20 protein-coding genes are annotated in these 17,472 nt (G+C 32.0%); 11 read left to right on the top strand and 9 right to left on the bottom strand.

Annotated features, from left to right (window positions below; genetic code table 11):
- Positions 1 to 65: 65 nt before the first annotated feature.
- Positions 66 to 971 (bottom strand): Rpn family recombination-promoting nuclease/putative transposase, encoded by a 906-nt coding sequence (locus AAGD45_RS03160; protein WP_341761961.1) that lies wholly within the window; start codon positions 969 to 971, stop codon positions 66 to 68.
- Between the two features lie 241 nt (positions 972 to 1,212).
- Between AAGD45_RS03160 and AAGD45_RS03165 the strand changes: the two genes are divergently transcribed.
- Complete coding sequence (locus AAGD45_RS03165; RefSeq protein WP_341761962.1) at positions 1,213 to 1,776, top strand: hypothetical protein; 564 nt, start codon at positions 1,213 to 1,215, stop codon at positions 1,774 to 1,776.
- A 384-nt stretch (positions 1,777 to 2,160) separates the two neighbouring features.
- Here AAGD45_RS03165 and AAGD45_RS03170 read toward each other — a convergent pair whose 3' ends face one another.
- Positions 2,161 to 3,294 (bottom strand): RNA-guided endonuclease TnpB family protein, encoded by a 1,134-nt coding sequence (locus AAGD45_RS03170; protein ID WP_341761963.1) that lies wholly within the window; start codon positions 3,292 to 3,294, stop codon positions 2,161 to 2,163.
- Between the two features lie 94 nt (positions 3,295 to 3,388).
- Here AAGD45_RS03170 and tnpA point away from each other — a divergent pair, with 94 nt between their 5' ends.
- From tnpA to AAGD45_RS03185, 3 genes are all read left to right on the top strand, one after another.
- Entirely contained in the window at positions 3,389 to 3,736 is a 348-nt protein-coding gene (gene tnpA / locus AAGD45_RS03175) for an IS200/IS605 family transposase (RefSeq protein ID WP_341761964.1), read from the top strand.
- Between the two features lie 28 nt (positions 3,737 to 3,764).
- Positions 3,765 to 4,175 carry a hypothetical protein gene (locus AAGD45_RS03180; protein WP_341761965.1) on the top strand — a complete coding sequence of 137 codons (411 nt, stop codon included), beginning with the start codon at positions 3,765 to 3,767 and terminating at the stop codon, positions 4,173 to 4,175.
- A gap of 96 nt (positions 4,176 to 4,271) precedes the next feature.
- The gene (locus AAGD45_RS03185; RefSeq protein ID WP_341761966.1) at positions 4,272 to 5,600 is read left to right on the top strand and encodes an MFS transporter; all 1,329 of its coding nucleotides are present in this window, start codon (positions 4,272 to 4,274) and stop codon (positions 5,598 to 5,600) included.
- Here AAGD45_RS03185 and AAGD45_RS03190 read toward each other — a convergent pair.
- From AAGD45_RS03190 to AAGD45_RS03205, 4 genes are read right to left on the bottom strand one after another with little or no spacing between them, the layout of a single operon-like run.
- Positions 5,580 to 6,245, bottom strand: coding sequence for an HD domain-containing protein (locus tag AAGD45_RS03190; protein WP_341761967.1), 666 nt, complete (start codon positions 6,243 to 6,245; stop codon positions 5,580 to 5,582). The genes AAGD45_RS03185 and AAGD45_RS03190 overlap by 21 nt on opposite strands.
- A gap of 36 nt (positions 6,246 to 6,281) precedes the next feature.
- Positions 6,282 to 6,503 (bottom strand): hypothetical protein, encoded by a 222-nt coding sequence (locus AAGD45_RS03195; protein WP_341761968.1) that lies wholly within the window; start codon positions 6,501 to 6,503, stop codon positions 6,282 to 6,284.
- Positions 6,472 to 6,648, bottom strand: a complete 177-nt coding sequence (locus AAGD45_RS03200; RefSeq protein ID WP_341761969.1) for a hypothetical protein — start codon at positions 6,646 to 6,648, stop codon at positions 6,472 to 6,474. Before AAGD45_RS03200 ends, AAGD45_RS03195 begins: the two co-directional genes overlap by 32 nt.
- Before the next feature lie 23 nt (positions 6,649 to 6,671).
- Positions 6,672 to 6,941, bottom strand: a complete 270-nt coding sequence (locus AAGD45_RS03205; RefSeq protein ID WP_341761970.1) for a hypothetical protein — start codon at positions 6,939 to 6,941, stop codon at positions 6,672 to 6,674.
- Between the two features lie 841 nt (positions 6,942 to 7,782).
- Here AAGD45_RS03205 and hflK point away from each other — a divergent pair.
- From hflK to AAGD45_RS03225, 4 genes are read left to right on the top strand one after another with little or no spacing between them, the layout of a single operon-like run.
- Positions 7,783 to 8,850, top strand: coding sequence for an FtsH protease activity modulator HflK (hflK, locus tag AAGD45_RS03210; protein ID WP_341761971.1), 1,068 nt, complete (start codon positions 7,783 to 7,785; stop codon positions 8,848 to 8,850).
- Between the two features lie 6 nt (positions 8,851 to 8,856).
- Entirely contained in the window at positions 8,857 to 9,714 is an 858-nt protein-coding gene (hflC, locus tag AAGD45_RS03215) for a protease modulator HflC (protein ID WP_341761972.1), read from the top strand.
- A 25-nt stretch (positions 9,715 to 9,739) separates the two neighbouring features.
- Positions 9,740 to 11,296, top strand: coding sequence for a Do family serine endopeptidase (locus tag AAGD45_RS03220; protein ID WP_341761973.1), 1,557 nt, complete (start codon positions 9,740 to 9,742; stop codon positions 11,294 to 11,296).
- Positions 11,297 to 11,312: 16 nt separating this feature from the next.
- Positions 11,313 to 12,071, top strand: a complete 759-nt coding sequence (locus tag AAGD45_RS03225) for a rhodanese-like domain-containing protein (protein ID WP_341761974.1) — start codon at positions 11,313 to 11,315, stop codon at positions 12,069 to 12,071.
- Positions 12,072 to 12,384: 313 nt separating this feature from the next.
- On the opposite strand, the gene rpsD is transcribed toward AAGD45_RS03225, so the two are convergent.
- The 3 genes from rpsD to AAGD45_RS03245 form a co-directional block, all read right to left on the bottom strand.
- Positions 12,385 to 13,002 (bottom strand): 30S ribosomal protein S4, encoded by a 618-nt coding sequence (rpsD, locus tag AAGD45_RS03235; RefSeq protein ID WP_341755185.1) that lies wholly within the window; start codon positions 13,000 to 13,002, stop codon positions 12,385 to 12,387.
- Positions 13,003 to 13,152: 150 nt separating this feature from the next.
- Positions 13,153 to 14,442, bottom strand: coding sequence for a DNA recombination protein RmuC (locus tag AAGD45_RS03240; RefSeq protein ID WP_341761975.1), 1,290 nt, complete (start codon positions 14,440 to 14,442; stop codon positions 13,153 to 13,155).
- Positions 14,443 to 14,450: 8 nt separating this feature from the next.
- On the bottom strand, positions 14,451 to 15,224 hold the full coding sequence (locus tag AAGD45_RS03245; RefSeq protein WP_341761976.1) for a LicD family protein: 774 nt from the start codon (positions 15,222 to 15,224) through the stop codon (positions 14,451 to 14,453).
- 80 nt (positions 15,225 to 15,304) lie between these two features.
- On the opposite strand from AAGD45_RS03245, the gene AAGD45_RS03250 reads away from it, so the two are divergent.
- The 3 genes from AAGD45_RS03250 (at position 15,305) to AAGD45_RS03260 (ending at position 17,464) form a co-directional block, all read left to right on the top strand.
- Positions 15,305 to 16,360, top strand: coding sequence for a mannose-1-phosphate guanylyltransferase (locus tag AAGD45_RS03250; RefSeq protein ID WP_341761977.1), 1,056 nt, complete (start codon positions 15,305 to 15,307; stop codon positions 16,358 to 16,360).
- On the top strand, positions 16,357 to 16,893 hold the full coding sequence (locus AAGD45_RS03255) for an NUDIX hydrolase (protein WP_341761978.1): 537 nt from the start codon (positions 16,357 to 16,359) through the stop codon (positions 16,891 to 16,893). The genes AAGD45_RS03250 and AAGD45_RS03255 overlap by 4 nt, the downstream gene beginning before the upstream one ends.
- Before the next feature lie 283 nt (positions 16,894 to 17,176).
- Positions 17,177 to 17,464, top strand: a complete 288-nt coding sequence (locus AAGD45_RS03260) for a transposase (protein WP_341761979.1) — start codon at positions 17,177 to 17,179, stop codon at positions 17,462 to 17,464.
- Positions 17,465 to 17,472: the final 8 nt, after the last annotated feature.

The raw sequence follows: 17,472 nt of genomic DNA on the forward strand, positions 1-17,472 counted from the left end.
TTTAACAAATATTGATTACCTACCAAGTAGCTTCTATCCTTCTAAGGCATTTTTTATTGTTTCTATTATTTCGGACTTTCCCCTTGAATATCCATTTTTAATAGCTCGTTAATTTTACTGATAGGTAAGCCAGTCATTGCAGCTATTTCATTAACAGACCTTCCTTTACTCATTAACATTCTTATTAATTTAGCTTCTCCTATTTGTTCCCAATGTTGTGCCAAACTACCCATAAGACTTGTACCTGTTTCCTGATTTAACTTACTTGTTAATAGCTTTTCTAATTCTAGTTTATCCTCTTTATTTATTCTTGTCAACGTATAGCATAGTAGCAGCTCTATATAGTTATAGCCAATACTTACCTTGACTAGTTCAGGTAACATATCGGCTATTTCTTGCCATTTTTTAAGTAGATCGCGTTCTCTTATATGTTTTGCAAAAAACTCAAATATCCCAGACCACACCCTTTGCTTTAACTGCTCATCAGGAATATCATTAACATTAACTATTTGATAATCATTTGTCCAAATCTCTTTAGCTAGTAGGTTATCTTCAAAAAGTTCCCACAAATTACGAGAGGCATTATAGTTCCCCGCACCATTAAAAAATATTAGTGGGTATATTAATGGCAAAGACTTTGCCTTAGGATTTGCAGTTAAATATCTATCACAGATATTTAACATATATCGTAACAAACGGAATGCCATAAAATGATCAGCCGAACTTTGATGCTCAATGAGGAGAAACAGATAACCGTCCTTACCATCAAACTTAGCAGAAAATAACACATCAGAGATAGAATCTCTTAGATTTTGCTCTATAAAACTGGTGTTTTCAAATTTTAAACTAGGAAAATCTATCAGAGCTTTAATATGTTTAGGCAAATGAGCGTTTAAGAATTCATGTGCTACTAGTGGATTTTCCATTACTTTGCGAAAAATTTGGTCATGCTTCAAATGTTTAGTAGTCATTTTACCTACCTAATTTTAGAGAGTTCCTTAATGTGTTTTGACATAAAAACTTTTAACAGGCAACAGTTTTTTCGTTTTGTTATATAGTTTTTGAGTAACAAATATTTGCTAAGTTAAGTTGAAAAACAACTTCACTTATATTAGTGAAAATATGATGTAAAAATATCACAAAACTTGATGCAAATTGTGATTTTTTATGATATAATAACTCCCCTACAATACAGATACTACAGGGGATTATATGGGAAAAATACGAAAAATTATTGTCGAATTTAACAGATCACAAGATATCGATAATCTTAGAAAAATCATGCAAAATGTTTACAGAAGTAATAGTGATCATTTACCGGATATTGCTAAATTTCACTTAGGCGATAAGATTTTTATACCAAATCAAGTAGAAAAAGCAGAGCTGCACATAGTAACTGCGAGCGGCACTGAGATTAGAACATTTCCTAAAGCATCACTAAGCTTTTATTTGGGTACTGGGCATCCTTTCACTAAAATATCCATGAATTCTAAGGATGAAGGTAATTATATCGTCCTGCCTTGGAATTTAGGCAACCGAGTTGGTAGAGATAATCTGAAGAACCTAAATGAACGTCTTCGAGCCAGCAATATTAAAGGGCTAAAATATATCATCTGTGTTAATAGTTCTGACAACCTAAATAGCCTTAGTCTTGAGAATAGTAAAGATTTAAGCCAAAGCCTAACCTCGCTACTCATCTTCGAGACGAAAAAGTGCTTTAAACGTCTAAAGAATCAGGTTCGCAGCGGTTTTGGAATGAAGTTTGTAGTCATGTAAACATCACTTTTCTACTTGACATACTAAAAATTAGTCAACATAATGCTTCTTATGTGTATTACCATTGTTTTGTTTCAAATAAAAACTCTTGTCATTAAAGTACACTTTTATCAGTATTTCTTTATTATAAAATTCCACAGGTGAAAAAATGTAGTCAGTAACGAGAATTTAATTCTACACTCCACTCGTCGCATAATACTCACGTTCTATAGCATAATTTCTGCTCATATTTATCTCGAAGATGAGTCGCTAGCTAGTTTACACCTATCAGATATTGCGGCAGAAGATGAAACCGAAAGTTTGCTTAGTGAATTACCAAACGGCTAAAGACCATTTGGCTTCTTGGTTCAATGCTCCTTGTTAGAACGGGCAGCTCCCCAAGCTTTAGACGGTAATCCCTACCGCCTGTAAATTGTTTAGACCTTGATTTAGTATATTTATTGATGCGTTTAAATCCCGGTCTAATTGAGTACCGCAACTTGGACAACTCCATGTTCTATCATTTAACATCAGTTGAGCATTAACAAAATTACAAAAACTGCACATTTTGCTAGAAGGAAAAAACCGATCTATTATATGATAGGCTCTACCATTCCACTTACTTTTATATTCAAGTTGTCTATGTATCTCATGCCAAGCTACATCGCTAATTGCTTTAGCTAACTTATGGTTTCGCATCATACCTTTAACATGTAGATCTTCTGCAATTATTACTTGGTTTTCGTTGATAATTGCTTTAGTCATTTTATGAATATAATCGCTTCTAGTATTTTTAATTTTCTCGTGAACAATAGCCACTTTATGCTTAGCTCTTTTTCTGTTATTGCTTCCTTTTACTTTTTTTGATAATTGTTTTTGCTTATATCTTAACTTGTCCTCTAAATTAGATAATGATCTGATATTGTGATACTTCTTACCGTCAGAACAAACTATTAGGTCTTTTATTCCTAAATCGATACCTATTGATTTTTCTATTAACAAAGAGGTTTGTATTTCTTTCTCAACAATGATAGAAATGTAATACTTATTTGTAGCGCTTTTAGATAATGTTGCTACTACAAATTTACCTTGTAATTTTCTATGTTCTTCAACTTTTATTCCCTCATTAAATTTAGGAAAGTGTATTTTATTATCCTCTAATTTAAAATGTTGTGGAATTGTAAAAGACTGCTTAGCATTTTTATCCTTAAAATTAGGAAAAGCATGAGTCTTCCTAAAGAACATTCTATAAGCACTATCAAGATGCTTTAAGGTTGCTTGTAGACTTTGAGAATTACAATCTCTTAACCACTCCTTTTCTCGTTTTAGCAAGGTTAGTTGTTTTGCATTATCGTAATAATTTAAATTACCTTTTATCCTTTTTGCTTCTATTTCTTCTTTATTTTTTAAATAGTGTCCCTTTCTTTCGTTTAAAAAATAATTCCATACAAAACGCACGCAACCAAAGTGTTTAGAGAGTAATTGCTTTTGCTCTTTAGTCGGATATATTCGATATTTGTAAGCGAAATTAGTTTGCATTATTATTAAATTATACTATCATAGCATATAGTATAATAATTGTTGTATGATGTCAAACTATATTTCAAAAAATAGATGTAAATATAGCATAAAAATGCACTTAATATTTGTTTGTAAATATAGAAAAAAGCTTTTATCTAAAGCGATTTCAGATAATATTAAACAAATTATTTTTGAGGTATCTAAAAACTCTTCTTTCTCAATCGACATCATCGAAACTGACCAAGATCATATTCATATATTATTAAATATCACTCCTCAATTTGCTATTAGTTCTATTGTTAATCGCTTAAAATCAATATCTACATACAGAATATGGAAGTTACACTATGAATATTTAAAACAACAATTTTGGAAAGAAAATACTTTTTGGTCGGATGGTTATTTTGTTTGCTCGATTGGCGAAGCTAATTCCGATACAATTAGACGATATGGTAAGTAACGCCTTACATCCCACATGCTAAAGACATATGGGTTTTACGGCGTTCTTTATAAAACAGACTTCCACTACCCCTGAGGTAATACCACAAACTGTATCCCAAACTGTTGAGCAGGCAAGAAAACACTACGCTATTTCTAGCAATAATGTTGATAGCCAAAATATTATCGAAGCAAATGACGCAATAGCTGAAAAAGTAAAAGAGCTGAATCAGTTGGAAGAGATACATCAACAGCTACTCTGCAAGGAAGATAGCTTAAAGTTAGAAGTGATGAATTATATGCAATTCCATATTTACCTAAAAAAAGGTGATAATATTCTTGTATCGTGGAAGCAAGCTACCCGCAAAACCTTTGACCTACCAAAGTTCAAAGGTGATTATCCTGAAATGTATAGTGAATATGTCAAAGAGGTATCTCCTAGACTATTTAGGCTTTATTAAATATTCGGTGATATTGTCAACTAAAAATTATCATTTCACTTTTAATATTATTTTTTCTTGCTATCATTAATAGTCAAGCTATTGATGGTAAGAAAAATGATAGGGTATCCTCAAGAACAAAGAAGTTTAAACAAAGAACAAAAAGAAGCTGTGAGGTTACTATCAATAGGCACATTCCTTGAATATTTTGATTTGATGATTTACGTTCATATGGCAGGGGTTCTTAATGAATTATTTTTTCCCAAAACTGATCCACACACTACTGCTTTGTATTCTGCAGGTGCTTTTTGTACAACTTACCTACTTAGACCATTAGGGGCTTTAATATTTGGATGGATAGGTGATAATATAGGGCGTAAATCAACAGTTATTATCACAACTTTCATGATGTCATCTGCTTGCGTTGTTATGGCTAATCTTCCTACTTACGAACAAGTAGGAATCGTAGCGGTTTGGATAGCGATTATCTGCCGGGCTGTTCAAGGTATGTCTTCTATGGGCGAAATAGTAGGGGCAGAACTTTATTTAACTGAAATGCTTGCGCCCCCAATACAATATGCAAGTGTTGGATTGATAGGGGCTTGTGCTGTCCTAGGAACAGTAGGAGCTTTGGCAATTTCTTCACTTGTTGTTTGTTATGGTATTAATTGGCGTATAGCATTTTGGATTGGTGCAATAATTGCATTTGTTGGTTCTGTTGCAAGAAAAAAACTTAGAGAAGCCCCAGAATTTGCCGATGCCAAACGTCGAATAAAAAAAGTTTTTAAAACAACTAATACAGATATAAATATTTTAAAAAACGATCCTATTTGGCAAGAAAAAGTTAATAAAAAAACTGTAATAGCTTTCTTTTTACTACAATGTGCCTTACCGGTATGTGTTTATTTTATTTATATATATTGTGGTAATATTTTAAAAACTAGCTTTGGTTACACAGTACCCGAAATTATTAAGCATAATTTTATTGTTTGTATAATGGAGTTGTTAATCACATTAATATTATGTTATTTAAGTTTAAAAGTATATCCATTATTAATCATAAAAATTACACTGCTAATATTTTCTATTTTTATGATATTTTGTCCGTATTTATTGAATAATGTTAATTCTCCTTATCAGTTATTTTTTATTCAATTTTTTATAGTCTTATGGAAACAATGCTTAAACCCCGCTACTCCTATTTGTTTAAAAAGCTTTCCTATATTTAAACGTTTTACCTATGCTAGCATGACATTTTCTGTATCTCGTGCTATGATATATGTTATTAGTGCTTTTGGTTTTGTCTACCTTGTTGAGTGTTTTGGCAATTGGGGAATATGGTTTATTATAATTCCTATAATCATTGGTTTTACTTACGGATTATTGCATTTTGAAAACCTGACGAAAATAGCTAAAATCATCCACTCAAAAAACTTTATAGTCTAGAGCCGGTATGGAGTTAATAGGCAAATTTTTGTAACATAGATTTACTAATTGTTGTTCGGCTGTTGGTATTTCTAAGCGAATACAAAGAGTTATAAAATATCCTATAGTTTCCTTAACTACCTTCAGTGCCTTTTCAGGTGATCTAGCTCCTAGAGTTTGTAAGTTGTGAATGCGATCAAAAATTTTAATCAATGCTACATCATATTTCTCTTGTTGAACTAATAAATCTAAAATCTCTTTGGAGCTAATCTTGCCGTAAGGCTTGATTCTTGTTAGAGCTTCCACTTGGCTAGCAATTAGACTCCCAAAAATTTGAGTAATCATCTCTTCGGTAAGTTTTGTATCTTCGATCGTGTCGTGTAGTAAACTGGTAACGATCATGTTAGTGTTAAATAATTGGTGAACTGCTTGAGCTGTATAGCTAGCAAACATATAAGCTACTTCAATCGGGTGTGAGTAACATGGTTCACCTGATTGCCGCATTTGACTACCATGATATTTCTTAGCATAATAGATAGCTTTGATAATTTCTCTGATATCTACTGGGTGAGTTACTTTTTCATTTAGTGAAATCAATTTACTAAGTAACTTAGCAGAATATTCGCAAGATTTAAACTTTATCTGCCAATTTTCAATATCTTCCATGAAATGCCTCTTTCGTTATTTTAATTCTACATTAAATTAAACAAAATATTTTCTACTTCTAGTTTTGTTATGGCTTTCTAGAATCTCAGTTAACAGCTCTTCTACTTGATAACTAATATTTTCATTGTCATAATCTGTGAACTCTATTATTATTTTGCTTGTAATTTTATTATTAAACTCTAGAAGTCTCACCAGTGTTATTACTCCTTTATCAGTAATATTATTGCTACCAATATCCACTTGCTTTACAATTTTCATTATTTGTTAGAACTCCTGCCAGTATATCCGCCCCTTCATCACCAATATCATTGCCTATAAGACTTATTTGCTTTATGGTTTTATCACTTGCTAGAAATTCAGCTAGTATGATTAGCCCCTGAACACCTAATATTATTAAATCCAATATCTATATTAATCACACTATGATTATTCTCTAACGGTTTGAAGCATAGTTAGTTCCTCAAGGTCAATATCGTTGTTGCAAAGACGTATTGCGGTTATAAGCTTATTATCTTCTAAAACTTTGCTAAGTATTTCAATTCCTTCTAAACCTATACGAACTGCGATAAATTCTATATAAGTTATATTATTGCTCTGCAAAACTCCTTTAAATATTTGTGCCGCAATATTAATGATATTATTTATTTTTTCATTTGTAAAATTATTTTGTGGTTGATTTTTAACATCGTTAGTCATAAAATTAACTCCTGTTTTTTGTTTTGCGAAAAATAGACACTGAGGTTAGATTGTAATTTGTTCGATTGTCTTCTAACCTCGGTGCTGACACTACACCACGTAGTATCATCTTGCATGAATACAATTATTTTTCCGCAGAGTAAAGGGAATTTTTTAAGTTTTTTAGAATAATGTTAATTTAGTAACAGTCGCTAAAATTGTTATTATAGTTTTTGATGGTTAATATTTTTGTTGTTCTGAACTTTCAGTGGAGTAGTTTTGGTTATTGTATTTTTAGGAAGATGAAATGAACTGGTGTCATATATCTAGGCTCTGAACAAAATTTAAATTACTCTATTTTAACTTTTTAGCTGCAAATTATAAGATTTTTTTGAAATAGGATTAACTATTATGGCAAAAATCTTACTAACTTTCGACAGTTATGCACTCCGGTGTTCGACACTCGTACTCCGAGTAGCAATTTAGTTTTGGGAAATGGTATAAGTTCATAGTTTAATCCCCACAATCCATACCTCATCAGGGTTTTACTATTGCAAGAGGTAGGTCAGATGTGATTACAATAGAGGATCAAACACTGCTTACAATTTACACTCTACTTACTTCAGGAGTAATTTTAGCATTAATCTAGTAGTAGGTTCATGTAGTTCTAGTACTTCTATATTTTCATAAGCCTCAGATGCTAGAAATGTTATAATACAGGTGTTGATTTTTTAGTAACGAGCCTTGACGCGGTTAGATATACAAGATATAATAATGTACTAAATTTTTTTATCAAATAGTATTAGTGCTAACTATATTTAGTGATATAGTATACAAATTAACAAAATAGCAATAGCAGAAAATGTTTAATCGAATATATACTCAAGTTCTAAAAAAATCCCCTTGGGGAGATTCTGAAGAGGAAGAAAAAAGTGAATATAATATATTTACTAGACCAAGGAAAAAAAATAAGTTTAACCTTAACGATTTCTATAATAAGTTTGGCTTCAACAATAACATAATGGTATTAGTTTTGTTGTCATTAGTTGCTGTTTGGTTTGCCTCCGGAGTCTATGAAGTTAAGGAAGGAGAGGAAGCTGCAGTAATGAGGTTTGGTAAGTTTGTTCGTAAAGGATTCCCTGGTTTGAATTATCACCTTCCTTTGCCGTTTGAACAGGTAGTAGTTGAGAAGGTAAATCAGTCTCGTAGAATTGAGATCGGCTATAGATCAACAAGTAGCCTTAGGTCTAATATGGATAACACCAAAGCTGTGGCTGCTGAAAGTACTATGCTTACTGGCGATGAGAATATTGTTGCACTAAATTGTGATATAATGTGGCATATTACTGATTTAGAAAAATATATTTTTAATATTGTTAATCCAGAAGATTCTGTAAAAACAGCTGCTGAAAGTGCTATAAGAGAAGTTATAGGCAATACTCCTATCTCTTCGATATTATCAGACCAAAAACAAGAAATCACTAATAAGATTGAAGGTTTAACACAGAAAATCCTTGATCATTATAATGCTGGTGTTGGTATTGAGAAAGTGCAGTTACTAAAAGCTGAACCGCCAGCTGAAGTAATTGATGCTTACAGGGATGTACAAACTTCTAAAGCCGATAAAGAACGTGAGATAAATCAAGCACAATCCTATAATAATGATATTTTACCTAAAGCTAGAGGGCAGGCGGCTAAAATTGTTCAAGAAGCAGAAGGTTACAGACAAGAGGTTATCTCAAGAGCTGAAGGAGACAGCAAAAGGTTTGCTGCTGTCTATACACAATATGTTGCTAATAAGTCAATAACTAAGGATCGCCTTTACTTAGAAGCTATAGAAAATATTCTAACGGATACCAGCAAAGTTATTATGGGTACTAATGGCGTTTTGCCGCATATGGCAATTCAGCAAAATAAAATTAAGGAGTAGTGCTGGATGAAGACAATTTATTATATAAGTTTCGTAGTTTTCGGATTATTATTATCAGTTAGCAGTGCTTTATTTACCGTTGATCAACGCCATTCCGCTGTGGTATTTCAATTTGGTGAGGCAATGAGAACCATTGAAAGTCCAGGATTAAATATAAAGATTCCATTTATTCAAAATGTTGAATTTTTTGATAAACGTATCTTAAATGTAGAGGCGGAAGCAAAAGAGCTAACTGCTTCTGATGGAAAAAGGGTAATTGTAGATGCTTTTGCCAAATTTCGTATTGTTGATCCTGTGATGTTTTACAAAACTGTACATAACTACCAAGGTGTTAAAATTAGACTTAATAAAAACCTAGAATCTTCAATGAGAAAAGTTATAGGTAGATTACCTTTGACTAGTCTTCTGACAAGTGCAAGGTCTGACATAATGTCAAATATCTTAAATCAGGTTAATGAGGAAGCAAAGAATTTTGGACTTGATGTAATTGACGTTAGAATTTTAAGAGCTGATTTACCGAAAGAGAATAGTGCAGCAATTTATCGCCGCATGCAAACTGCTCGTGAAAAAGAGGCTACCCAAATAAGAGCTGAAGGGCAAGAAGAAGGGGCTCGCATAAGATCAAAAGCTGACAAAGAAAGTAAAATATTACTTGCTGAAGCTTATATGCAATCTCAAATTATAAAAGGTGATGGTGACAGGGAGGCAGCTAAGATATATAATCTTGCTTATTCTGTTGATCCGGAATTCTATAAATTTTATAGATCCTTGGAAGTATATAAAAATACTTTAAAGAAAGATGATACTTCTTTTGTATTGTCTCCGGAAGCAGAGCTATTTAAATATCTAAATTTGGGTAAATAGGATGACTAGTAATTAGGTAGATGATATGGTTCAAAATATTTGTAAGTTTAGCAATTTACTAAGGTATTTAATTGCCACTTTTCTGATGACTATGTGGTTGGCATCTTCTGTTTTTGCTGAAAATATCCAGTCAAGCAAAATTACTCCTGAGGAATCTAGTAATTTGCAGTCAGTGCCAATAAAGATACTTGAATCCCATAATTATAGTTTTGCAGACATTGTTGAGCCACTTATTCCAGCTGTGGTAAATGTGTATACAGTACAATATAACCAAAAATCAGAAGATTCTCATAAGAAATCTTTCGAGCGTTTTCCATTTGATCATTTTAATGAACTTTTAGAGCGTTTTAATCTACCTTTTGATTTTGATGAGATGTATTCCAATCCTAAATCTGTTCCCCTTGGCTCTGGTTTTATTATAGACCCTACAGGTTTTATTGTTACCAACCATCATGTAGTTGCAAATGCAGATGAGATTCACATAAAATTAACGGATAATAGGGAGCTATCAGCTAAATTGGTAGGTAGTGATAAAAAAACTGATCTTGCTCTTTTAAAAATTGAGATCGAAACTCCTTTGCCTTTTGTAAAATTCGGTGATTCCAGTAAAGCTAGGGTAGGAGATCAGGTTATTGCTATTGGTAATCCTTTTGGTAGACTTGGAGGAACAGTAACTGCTGGTATTATATCTTCAAAGGGACGTGATATTGATAACACTAACGGTATAGTAGATGATTTTATACAGACTGATGCGGCTATTAATAATGGTAATTCCGGTGGACCAATGTTTAATATTAATGGTGAAGTTATAGGAGTCAATACAGCAATATTTTCACCTTCTGGGACTAGTATTGGTATTGGATTTGCTATTCCATCTAATACTGCTAAATCAATTATTGACCAGCTAAGGCAAAATGGAAAAATTAATCGCGGTAGGCTTGGGGTAGTAATTCAAGAAGTAACTAATGAAATAGCTGAAGGATTTGAGTTAAAAGAAGCTTCGGGAGCGTTAGTAGTGGAAGTACAAAAAGATGGTCCAGCTGATAAATTTGGTATAAAACTTGGGGATGTAATAATAGAATTTGCTGGACAACCGGTAAAAAATTCTAGGAGGCTGCAGATAATGGTTGCTGAAACTAGCGTTGATCAAGAGGTAAAAATTATCGTTGTACGCAATGGCAAAAATCAAGAATTAAGTGGCAAGATTAGTAGTGAAGAGGATATAGAGCCTAAAAAAGTAAACGACAAGGTAAGCGATAAAACTTCTGATAATAAATTTTCTGTTGTAAAAAATAATGTTACTTTTAGTAATTTAACAGATAATCTTAAACGAAAATTTGCCATTAAAAGTAAAGTCGAGGGCATTATTGTAACTGATATTGCAAAAGACGGAAAAAATTATGGTTTTAAAATTGGTGATTTAGTAATAGCGAGCAATCAACAACCTATAGCTTCTATAGATCAATTAAATGTGTTGTATGACAATGCCCAATCTATTAAAAAGCAAAATATAATCTTGTTGGTACAGAGACGGGGTGTTTCTATGTTTATAGCTTTGCCAGTTACCAAATCTGAAAATTAGTAATAATGAAGTCAATATGGATAATGATTCTAAAATAGCAGTATTAAGTTTTTATAGTTTTACTAACCTAGAAAACCTTGAGATTTTGCTGCCAAAGATTTTACTTATTGGTAAAAAAAGAAGAATTAGGGGTACTATTCTTTTAGCTCCAGAAGGATTTAATGGTTCAATTTCTGGAACAAAAGAAGAGGTGAATTTTTTAGTAGATGAAATTATAAAACTTACGTCTGCGGAAGAGGTAAATATTAAAATAAATTACTGTGATATCCATCCTTTTCAAAAATTAAAAGTAAAGCTGAAAAAAGAAATTATTGCTATGACAGTTGGGGATATTGATATTGCAAATCTTAAAGGAGAGTATATTGAGCCAAAGGACTGGGACAAGTTTATTAGCCAAAATAATGTGGTATTAGTAGACACTAGAAATGACTATGAAGTTTGTGTAGGTACTTTTAAAGGGGCTATAGATCCGAAAACAGAAACGTTTAAGCAATTTCCCAAATGGGTAGAGCAGAATAAAGAATTACTTGCTGGAAAAAAAGTAGCAATGTTTTGTACTGGTGGGATTAGATGCGAGAAATCAACAGCCTATTTGAAGAAACTGGGTTTTAATGATGTGTACCATCTTAAAGGTGGTATTTTACAATATTTAGAAGTGACACATAATCGTAATAGGTTATGGCAAGGAGAATGTTTTGTATTTGATGACAGAAGAGCTGTGGCAAGTGACTTGTCACCAGCTGAAGGGCATTGGTTGGAACGTGGTAATCAATAGATATCTTTGGCAAACTCTACTTCTGTTGGTAATTTATTCATGCTCCCGGTACTCTGCTCCTCACGCACATTTGAGTACGCTGCGGGTCGAGGTTTCGTGGCTTCTTTAAATCCTTGTGCATAAGCGAGTTTCGAAAGATATCTAATAAGCTATTATAGGCAGGATCAGATTTTAATATGAATTGTCATCCCAACAGGCTAATATCTAAAAAAATAGCCTAGAAGGATGTGTTAAGTATTATAGCCCCCTGCCTACATGGTGATAACATGGCGAGTAAGCTGCACCGAAGCAGGGATGATATTTAGTCTCTTAATTATCTTGAATAGAGTTCAACTACTAAATGTACTTCTGGTTCAAATGGGTACGGAACATCAGAAATTACTGGGATTCTGACAAACTGACCAGACAATGAATTGGAATCAAAAGTTAAATAGCTTGGTACAATGTTTCCTTGTTTGCTAGCTGTCTCGAGTATTACAGGGATTTGTTTTGCTGATTCCTTTAGCTCGATGACATCTCCTTCTTTTAGTCTTATACTTGGGATATTAACCTTTTTACCATTCACTTTAATGTGACCATGGGTAACAAATTGTCTTGCAGCAAAAATCGTTGGTGCAATATTCATTCTGTATATAACAGCATCAAGCCTTCTTTCCAACAGGGCTATAAAATTTTCACCCGTATTGCCTTTCATTTTTTGTGCGAGAGTAAAAGTATTTCTAAATTGCTTCTCGTTAATTCTACCATAATGGCATTTAAGTTTTTGTTTAGCCTTCAAATGTAGACCATAATCAGAAGTTTTAACCATACTATTCTGACCATGTTGACCAGGACGATAATTTCTTGTATTGAAGGCATCTTTACTATCGCCCCACAGGCTTACACCAAGTCTTCTGCTAGCCTTATATTTAGAATTAATAATTTTTGTCACGCTCTATGTCTCATAATTTTGATATCATACTGACGTCATTATAACGTTAACTTAAGTATATATATTTTAACAATTAAAGTCAATTCCTCATTTTTTGAAATTATGGGAGTGCCTGCGAATTCCACAACATAAGCAAATTATGCAAGAGGTCTATTCTAATTCCTTGATTTTATCGGATGATTCGAGCAACTGTGCATCAATAATTTCAGATTTTGATGAAACAAGCTGATAACGCTCTATAGGATGCTGGATTGTTTTGTTACCAATATCTATGCCTAATTTTTGAATATTCCTAGCCTTAGATAAAAAATGTCGATTAAAAGAAGCGGCAAATTTATCATAATTATTGACTATATGCTGAATATTATTGCCAAGTTTCTGCGAATGCTCCGCTAATGAAGCAATAGAGGTCAATAATTTTCTTACCTCTTCTATAATTAATTTGTGATTTTCTGACCGTCTATAATCTGAAATTTGGAATTTAGCAAATGATAGCATATTCATAAGTCCTGCTGGACCAACTGGGAAAATATTGCTTTTCCAAGCCTTGTATAAAAAATTATTATCTGCAATCAGAATTTTTTCAATTGCTTGTTCAGTAGGGACAAACATCAAAGTAACTATATTAGAAAAATGTTCTTTTTTATCTTGGAAACTAACTAAAATATTTTCCGCGTAATCTTTACTATTTAAGGATTTTAAATGATTATTCATGGTTTTACTAAGATTAGAACTATCTTGCCCTAAATCTACTAAAAACTTTGAAGCTTTTGCATCTATAACCATTAAGTTACCAGAAGGTAAGAAAACTAGGGCATCTGGTCTAAGTTTTAAATTATCGGTAGTTGTCACAGAATATTGTATGATAAAGTCTAAATTAGAACGTAGACCTGATGATTTTAGAATGTTCTCAAGAGTAATTTCAGCAAGTAATCCAGCTCCAGATGGAGAAAGAAGGGATTGTTTAATAATGTCTACTGTTCCTTTAGATTGTTCGATATCCCTACTTAATGATCCAACCATGTTTATTAAACGTTCAAACTCGTTATTAAATTTGCTTGTTGCTCCCGAAATATTTTTTTCTGATAATTCCCTTGCTTCTTGATTTTCCCGTCTATGAATTTCAATTAATTGTTTAGACAATTCATTACCAAGATCAAATAAAGCATTTTTTGCCGATGCATATGACTCCTGTCTTGCTTTATCTGCTTCAGTTATCAATTGATTCTGATAGTCTACTTTACTAGATAATTGCTCAATTTTTTGGATATAAGAAATTTTCTCTTGCTGCAAAATTTGATTCTGCTTATTTGCTTCTAAATAGTTATTTGATAGAAAGCCTAATTCTGCATTTAATTTGGTTGTCTTATGATAAAACCAAGCAAATAAACCAAATAAAACAACAAGTCCGGTAGTAAGCAATAATGGAATATAACTCATTGATAAGTTTACTCTTTAGTTAGTAATTTCGGAATTACCCGGTCTTCTAAAGGACCAGTTGGCATAGCTGGCTTTAATAATTTGGGAGTTAAAATGAATTTAGTCTTTTGTTCAATAGGTGAAAGAGTAACAAAATAACTATGCGGTTGCTGAATTATCCCGTATTTATCCCATTCTGGATATTGCCTATCTAGGTTAGCTTTAAATTCATGAGGACCATAAACTTCAATCTCACCAAATTGATATTTCCTCAGTGGAAATACTTCGTTAATATAAAAGAAATCATTAGGAAATCTATGTAACGTTCTGAAATTAGCATATATAAACATGTTGTCTTTTGGGCGAAAAATAAAAATATCTATACATACCTTGTTGCATATAGTGTAAAAATCTTGATGAGAAGTTTTATAACCCAACTCGACAAAATCTGTTAGTATATCTTGTAACCTTATTTCATCAGCGTGCATTACGCCAATATCTAAGTCATCATCAAAAGGTATGATGCCTTTATGCCTTGCTGCCCCAAGAAGTGTACCACTTGTAATCCAATATTGTATGTTATGTTTAGTCAATATCTCATGAGTATCTTTCATTAATTGGTACAATCTTAGGGCTTTGTTTTCACTAATTGTATATTTCTGTACTTGTTGGTCGGTAGGAGTTACATATTTCCATTTGTGATCATAAAACTCTACATAGCCTAGGTACAAACCATAAGTAATTATAAGTACTCCAGCTATTTTAAAGAAAAGCTTATTAGTTTTTTTATGATTTTTGTGCATATATATTTCCCATGTTTATTTTAGTAGACTTTTTTAAAGTTATAAACTATAAGTTGCTTTAATTATATAATTAATAATATATGAAAGTAAAACCAGTAATTATGGCTGGTGGTCTAGGAAGTAGATTATGGCCATTATCACGACAGATGCAACCAAAACAATTTATAAAAATATTTAATAATTTGAGTTTAATACAAAAAACTTTGATTACAAACAGAACTTTAGGCAAACCAACTTTAATAATTGCTAAGGAATATGAATTAATAGCAAAAGAGCAACTTAGAGAGCTAAATATAGAAGCAGACTTAATAATAGAACCTATGCCTAAAAATACAGCTTCATGTGCAATTATATCAGCTATTCAAGCAAAGAATAACGGTTATGATACGATCATACTACTGCCTTCTGATCATTATATACATGATATTGATAAGTACCTAATTACTATTAATGAATCTTTGAATTATGTCGCAAAATTTGGTATTTGTACTATAGGGGTTAAGCCTAGTTTTGCAAATACCGAATATGGTTATATTAAAATAAATAAGTTATTAGCAGATAGAACTTACAACACCCAACAATTTGTGGAAAAACCTACTTTTCAACAAGCACAAAATTATCTAGCAAATGGCAAATATTTTTGGAATTCAGGAATTTTTATTTTTAATATAGATTTTATTTTAGAGCAAGCTAAATTATGGCAAAAAGCACTCTTTAAACATGCGTATGATGCATATTATTTTGCAACCAAAGATTATAATAATATAACACTTGCTTTAGAACCATACCTACATATTACCCCAATTTCTTTAGACTATGCTATAATCGAAAATATTAGTCAAATGATTATGATAGAAGCCAATTTTAGTTGGAATGATATTGGCAATTGGCATTCTTTATGGCAAATACAAAAAGAAGATATAACGAATAATTACTGCGAAGGCGATGTTATAAACATTGATAGTACAAATTCATATATTAGTTCTAATAATAAGCTTACTGCTGTAATAGGAGTTGATAATATAATAATTATTAATACTGAGGATGCTTTACTGATCGTAAATAAATCAAGAGTTGAGAAAATAAAGCAGCTTGTAATGGAAATGACAGAGATGGGACGAAAAGAAGTATTATGAACTTACATGAAAATATAAAAAATTATGTCAGCAATTTTCAAGAAGAATATGAATATAAAGAAAGGATGTTGGACTTTCTAGATAATTGTAAAAATCCATTTAGTAGGGAGACAAAAGAAGGACATTTTACCGGTTCAGGATTCTTGCTTAATTCTAATAAAACAAAATTCTTACTGATGCATCATCGTAAGTTGGATAAATGGTTGCAACCAGGAGGACATTGTGATGGTAATAATGACATTTTGGCTGTAGCAATTAAAGAGGCACAGGAAGAATCTGGTATTTTAGAGATTGAACCGGTTTCTAGACAGATTTATGATATAGATGTTCATCTAATTCCTAGTAATTCTATAGACCAAGAACATTATCATTATGATGTGAGATTTTTATTAAAAACCGTTTGCAACGACTATTTTGTAAAAAATTCTGAATCAAACGAATTACGATGGATAGAATTTGCTTCTAATTATCAAGAACTTGTGCTAGATAATTCAGTAGAAAGGATGATAAAAAAGTACACTCTTATGCTTTGAAGAATTGGCTTCGTAAATATATACTGCTATGATTTTAAGAGTTGGTAGATGATAGTATAACTTCAAGAAGAGCTAGGAATGTCAAAGTTGAGCAGCGGAGCGTACATGAGTAACGGAGCAGCGGAGATATTTAGACACGACGACGCCAATTCTTGAAGTTCACCGAGTATACTCTAGATTTTGACCATTAAGAAAGATTGAGTCTATAATAGGATTTGTGTAAGTTGCAAAAAAAGCAGTAAGAGATTACTGTAAAAAGAAGTAAATAAAACAAAGGAAAATTATGGCTAAAGAAATAGATAAAGATAAAGAAAAATTAAACATAAATAATCAGCTAGTAGAAGAGTTGTTAGCAAAAGCAAATCCGTCAGAAGTATTTGGTCGGGATGGATTGTTCCAAAAATTCAAAAAACAAATAGTCGAAAAAATATTGGCAAGTGAGTTGTATCATGAATTGGGCTACTTAAAACATAGTAAAGTAGAAAAAGTAGATAATAATCGTCGTAATGGTAGCTATGAGAAGACAGTAATTGATGATGATTTAGGTCGACATTCCATTTATCTTTATTAAATACAAAA

Origin of the sequence: Candidatus Tisiphia endosymbiont of Thecophora atra, assembly GCF_964026395.1 — a bacterium.
GTDB lineage: Bacteria > Pseudomonadota > Alphaproteobacteria > Rickettsiales > Rickettsiaceae > Tisiphia.

Excerpts from the sequence above, each read along its gene's own strand:
- AAGD45_RS03160 (WP_341761961.1), bottom strand. The coding sequence starts at position 971 with ATGACTACTAAACATTTGAAGCATGACCAAATTTTTCGCAAAGTAATG.
- AAGD45_RS03165 (WP_341761962.1), top strand. The coding sequence starts at position 1,213 with ATGGGAAAAATACGAAAAATTATTGTCGAATTTAACAGATCACAAGAT.
- AAGD45_RS03170 (WP_341761963.1), bottom strand. The coding sequence starts at position 3,294 with ATGCAAACTAATTTCGCTTACAAATATCGAATATATCCGACTAAAGAG.
- tnpA (WP_341761964.1), top strand. The coding sequence starts at position 3,389 with ATGCACTTAATATTTGTTTGTAAATATAGAAAAAAGCTTTTATCTAAA.
- AAGD45_RS03180 (WP_341761965.1), top strand. The coding sequence starts at position 3,765 with ATGGGTTTTACGGCGTTCTTTATAAAACAGACTTCCACTACCCCTGAG.
- AAGD45_RS03185 (WP_341761966.1), top strand. The coding sequence starts at position 4,272 with ATGATAGGGTATCCTCAAGAACAAAGAAGTTTAAACAAAGAACAAAAA.
- AAGD45_RS03190 (WP_341761967.1), bottom strand. The coding sequence starts at position 6,245 with ATGGAAGATATTGAAAATTGGCAGATAAAGTTTAAATCTTGCGAATAT.
- AAGD45_RS03195 (WP_341761968.1), bottom strand. The coding sequence starts at position 6,503 with ATGAAAATTGTAAAGCAAGTGGATATTGGTAGCAATAATATTACTGAT.
- AAGD45_RS03205 (WP_341761970.1), bottom strand. The coding sequence starts at position 6,941 with ATGACTAACGATGTTAAAAATCAACCACAAAATAATTTTACAAATGAA.
- hflK (WP_341761971.1), top strand. The coding sequence starts at position 7,783 with ATGTTTAATCGAATATATACTCAAGTTCTAAAAAAATCCCCTTGGGGA.
- hflC (WP_341761972.1), top strand. The coding sequence starts at position 8,857 with ATGAAGACAATTTATTATATAAGTTTCGTAGTTTTCGGATTATTATTA.
- AAGD45_RS03220 (WP_341761973.1), top strand. The coding sequence starts at position 9,740 with ATGGTTCAAAATATTTGTAAGTTTAGCAATTTACTAAGGTATTTAATT.
- AAGD45_RS03225 (WP_341761974.1), top strand. The coding sequence starts at position 11,313 with ATGGATAATGATTCTAAAATAGCAGTATTAAGTTTTTATAGTTTTACT.
- AAGD45_RS03240 (WP_341761975.1), bottom strand. The coding sequence starts at position 14,442 with ATGAGTTATATTCCATTATTGCTTACTACCGGACTTGTTGTTTTATTT.
- AAGD45_RS03245 (WP_341761976.1), bottom strand. The coding sequence starts at position 15,224 with ATGCACAAAAATCATAAAAAAACTAATAAGCTTTTCTTTAAAATAGCT.
- AAGD45_RS03250 (WP_341761977.1), top strand. The coding sequence starts at position 15,305 with ATGAAAGTAAAACCAGTAATTATGGCTGGTGGTCTAGGAAGTAGATTA.
- AAGD45_RS03255 (WP_341761978.1), top strand. The coding sequence starts at position 16,357 with ATGAACTTACATGAAAATATAAAAAATTATGTCAGCAATTTTCAAGAA.
- AAGD45_RS03260 (WP_341761979.1), top strand. The coding sequence starts at position 17,177 with ATGGCTAAAGAAATAGATAAAGATAAAGAAAAATTAAACATAAATAAT.